The sequence below is a fragment of the uncultured Eudoraea sp. genome (genome assembly GCF_947258525.1).
GTDB lineage: Bacteria > Bacteroidota > Bacteroidia > Flavobacteriales > Flavobacteriaceae > Eudoraea.
In genome coordinates, this window is the sequence record NZ_CAMYIP010000048.1 from 1 (window position 1) to 4,370 (window position 4,370).

Consider the following 4,370-nt stretch of genomic DNA (forward strand, 5'->3'; position numbering starts at 1 on the left):
TGATTTTTTTTTTTTTTTTACCTATGCTGAATATTTTGATCGTATAACTCAGGACACTGAGATCTCTGCAAATGTAGATACCATAACAAATTCGGATATTAAATTCGATTTCTATGATGCCTCGTTTCGATTATTAGTGCAACCTACGGAGAAAGATTTTGTAAGACTCAATTTCATCTATACAGCCAACCAGGTAGTTTTTAACGAAAGTGCCCTGGTCAATGACAGCGAGGAGATACGTGAAAGTAGTCTTGACCAAAACAGTATTGCAGGGAGCCTGTTTTATCGTCGCAAATGGAATCCAAATATGACCACCGAATTGTCCATTTATGAAACAGATTACAAACTAAAGGCCATTAACTCCAATATCCTTCAACAACAGCGTTTTTTGCAAGAGAACGTAGTTTCGGAAACCGGGGTGCGCGCTGTGGCCAGAAACAAAGTGTTTGAAAATTTTGAATGGCGCAACGGCTACCATTTTGTTGAGACTAAAATCACTAATTTGGATGATGTAGACGATCCTATCTTTCGTAGATTGGAGAGTGAGGTGCTGCGAACACACGGGATATTTTCAGAAATTGATTGGTCAACGCCTGACAATAATACATCTCTTAACGCAGGCTTGCGCTTCAATTATCTGGAAAAATTTGGTAAACAAATTTGGGAGCCACGACTGAGTTTTAATCAAAAATTTCTCCAATGGTTTAATGTTGAGGTACTTGGGGAGTTCAAGCATCAAAATACCTCCCAGGTCATCAACTTTCAAAGCGACTTTTTAGGGCTGGAAAAGAGACGCTGGCAGCTTTCTAATGATGCAGACATTCCTGTAATCCAAAGTAAGCAAGGTTCATTGGGTTTGAGTTATGAACAATATAATTGGCTAGTCCATGCCGTTGGATTTTTAAAAGAGGTTAACGGCATTACCACGCAAAGCCAGGGTTTTCTCGATCGATATGAATTTGTAAGAACTTCAGGGAAATATGATGCATTCGGGATGGACTTCTTGCTCAGAAAACAAATACAGAACTGGAACATTTGGTTGAGTTACGGCTATTTGAATAGCAAATACCATTTTGAAGAACTACCAGAACCTGAATTTCGTAGCAATTTTGACATTACACATTCCATTTCATCAGGGGTTACTTTTTCTACCAATAAATTACAAATGGCAGCCGGGGTCAATTGGCGTACGGGGAAACCGTTTACCCCACCAGTTCCGGGGAATGAAATTGCTGATGGTGAAATTAATTATGATGCCGTAAATTCCGATCAGTTGGACGATTATTTGCGATTGGATATCTCAGCAATTTATACAACCCAGCTAAGTAACAATACTGATTTGCAGGCTGGAATATCTATATGGAACTTGTTAAACAAGGAAAATATTATTAATACTTTTTTCAGAGTGGATAATTTAGGTAATTCACAACAAGTAATTCAAACCTCCTTGGGTATTACCCCTAATGCTACTATAAAGTTTCTTTTCAATTAATCCTTTTAGTAGCAAAACAAATTTTACTGCCAGCGATCAAATACTTAGTAAAAAACATATTGTTGAGGGGAGGTGGTTTTTATTGCTAGCCAGAATCCTAAAATCGGTTTCCGCTGGAAACAAAGTCGACGGTTTATTCACCTTTGGAGGGCAGGCGGTTATAAAAGCAATGGCTTGCGTCTTTTGAGCTATTCTTTTTGAGGGAAGAAACAGGAAAAAATATAGTGGAGAAAGTGTGCTGAGTATCGTAAAAAATGCTTCTGAAAGAGCAAGAATTCGGGTAAAAGTGACCCCTAATGTTTTACGACATAACTTTGCCATCCACCTCTTAGAATCAGGTACAGATTTGAGACAAATACAGCTTGTTTTAGGTCATAGTTCTACCAAAACAACAGAAATTTACACCCATGTAGCCAACAGATCGCTTATGAACATAAAGGATTTACTATCTTAGTTATAAGTGATATATAATGCATAATGTGCTATATTCCATTGTTGTATGCAATATTAAAAAACCAACCAATGAGAAATACATTAATCGGAATCATCTTAAGTCTGGTTCTGCTTTCAGTAGTAAGCTGCAATACAAACACCATTTCAGGTGACGTAATAATAACAGATGTAAATATTATTGATGTTGTAAACGGGGCGCTTATTTCCAATCAAACGGTTGTAATCAAAAACGGAGAAATTACTTCAATAACTCCCTTTTCTAACGCTGTTGAAATTGATGCTGAATCAATAGTTGATGGTAAGGGAAAGTATGTGATGCCATCACTTTGGGATATGCATGCCCATTACACCACATCATCAGATCACAAGGGATTTTTAAATCTTTTTATTGCAAACGGTATTCTTGGGGTAAGAGATTTGTGGGGTGATTTAGAATCTAGGGACTCAATTGAAGTATCGAATACACTAGCACCAACTATATACCTTTCAGGAGCTGTAATTGATGGTTCATTTACTCTTTTACAAGGCTCTTTACAACCAAGAACCCCTGAGAGCGCTATCAATATGGTAGATTCCTTGCATCAAAAAGGTGCTGATTTCATTAAGGTATACGATGACCTATCTGTAGATATATACAAAGCAATTGCCAATAGATGTAACGAACTTGATTTACCATTCGCAGGGCACGTTCCAATGGCTATCAAAACTGAAGTTGCTTCAGAAATGGGACAAAAGAGCATGGAACACCTTAATGGTATTTGGAAATCATCATCAACACTGGAAAAAGAAATAGACGGTTTGGAAGGCGATTTCAAAGCAAATTTCATGTCTAATAATTTACCTGCAGCCATAAATACATTTATAACCATTAATGGCAAAATAAATTCGACATTTGATGAACAAAAAACGCTACAATTGGCGGAAATATTGAGCAGCAATGGAACCTATGTAACTCCCACTTTGACAACAATAGATAAACATTGGAGTCGAATAGATGGAACATACAAAATCCAAGAGCAAAACAAATATGTATCAGATGATTTACTTAAACAATGGGATCCAGAGCTAAATTTTCCTGAAAAGATGTTTCCTCCTGTAGCATGGGAAACAGGAAAGGAACTCTTGAATACATCCTTGCAGATCACAAAACTTCTACACGATAAGAAAGTTAATATTTTAGCGGGTACAGATTGTGGTGTTTCATATGTCATTCCTGGTTTTAGTATACATGATGAACTAAAATTACTGGTCGAAGCGGGACTTTCAAACGCAGAAGTTTTAAAAACAGCAACCTTAAATCCAGCTAAATATTTTGATCTTTCCGACAGTATTGGACAAGTAGAAACCGGAATGATAGCAAACCTATTATTACTAAATGCAAACCCTTTGGATGAGATCTCAAATACCAAGAAAATTTTTGGCGTTATTCGAGATGGTAAGTATTTGAACAGGGAATATTTGGACAGATTACTGAGGGAAGCAGAAATCGAAAAATAAAATACTGCATACAACAATGTATATAAACCATTAAAACGGTTCATATACTAGACCGTTGTAGCACATTATTTAAAAATCGGAAACATGATATTACCAAATCTCAAAAGACTATGCCTTTCTATATTTCTGACACTATCTATAATGGGCTGTGATAATAAGGAAGCAAAACAAAAAATAGATCCAGATGATTTGGAAATACGAAAAATTCATAGTGAATATGTGAATGGTTGGCTAAAATCAGATGAAGAAGGAATTATGGAACTTTTCGTCGAAGATTCAAGAATTCAGCCCAATACGCTAAAGCCAATAGAGGGAAAATCTGAAATTCGAAAATTTTGGTTTCCTAAAGATAGTTCAGAGACGATTATTAACAATTATGAAACCGAAATTATTAGTTTAGACATAATCGATACAATAGCAATATCAACCCATAAATCTATATTGGATTGGACATATAAAAAGGATTCTATCAGCTTCGGAAGGTTGCAAAAAGGGATTAACACAACAATCTATAGAAGACAATTAGATAATTCATGGAAAATTTGGAGGGCAATGTGGACCGATATCTACGGTGAAGATAAGTAAAAACGTGCTACAACAACGTAGATAGCCAATGCCTCTTCCCCTACCCAAAAATTAATTACCTTTTAATCAAATTAATTTTCATGTAAGCAGGTGTTGCGATGAGCAGCACTGGCCATATACAAAACCGTTAGCGGGTATAGTGGTTTAATTAAAAAATAATGATAGAAAAAGACTGGTGCAGTCCTTTCTTTTTTCAAATGGCCATGAATAGCATGACGTAAACTGGACGGTTAGGGCCATTTTTAAAAAGGGGTTAGTGTATCATATTGGAGATGGGTGAAATCCCAGGAGTAGGCGCACTACACCCGCTAACATTACCTATAATTAAGTGCTGGCCTTTGTC

Annotated in this window: 3 protein-coding genes and 1 pseudogene; all 4 read left to right on the forward strand. The window is 36.4% G+C overall.

The features are described from left to right. The coding region (locus tag Q0X89_RS03195) for a TonB-dependent receptor plug domain-containing protein (RefSeq protein WP_367176917.1) at window positions 1–1,492 on the forward strand (1,492 nt) is incomplete at its 5' end. A 193-nt stretch (window positions 1,493–1,685) separates the two neighbouring features. After that, a pseudogene (locus tag Q0X89_RS03200) lies at window positions 1,686–1,946 on the forward strand (tyrosine-type recombinase/integrase); the annotation flags it as partial. A gap of 68 nt (window positions 1,947–2,014) precedes the next feature. Further along, window positions 2,015–3,442 carry an amidohydrolase family protein gene (locus Q0X89_RS03205; protein WP_297691165.1) on the forward strand — a complete coding sequence of 476 codons (1,428 nt, stop codon included), beginning with the start codon at window positions 2,015–2,017 and terminating at the stop codon, window positions 3,440–3,442. 84 nt (window positions 3,443–3,526) lie between these two features. Beyond that, complete coding sequence (locus Q0X89_RS03210) at window positions 3,527–4,027, forward strand: nuclear transport factor 2 family protein (protein ID WP_297691166.1); 501 nt, start codon at window positions 3,527–3,529, stop codon at window positions 4,025–4,027. Window positions 4,028–4,370: the final 343 nt, after the last annotated feature.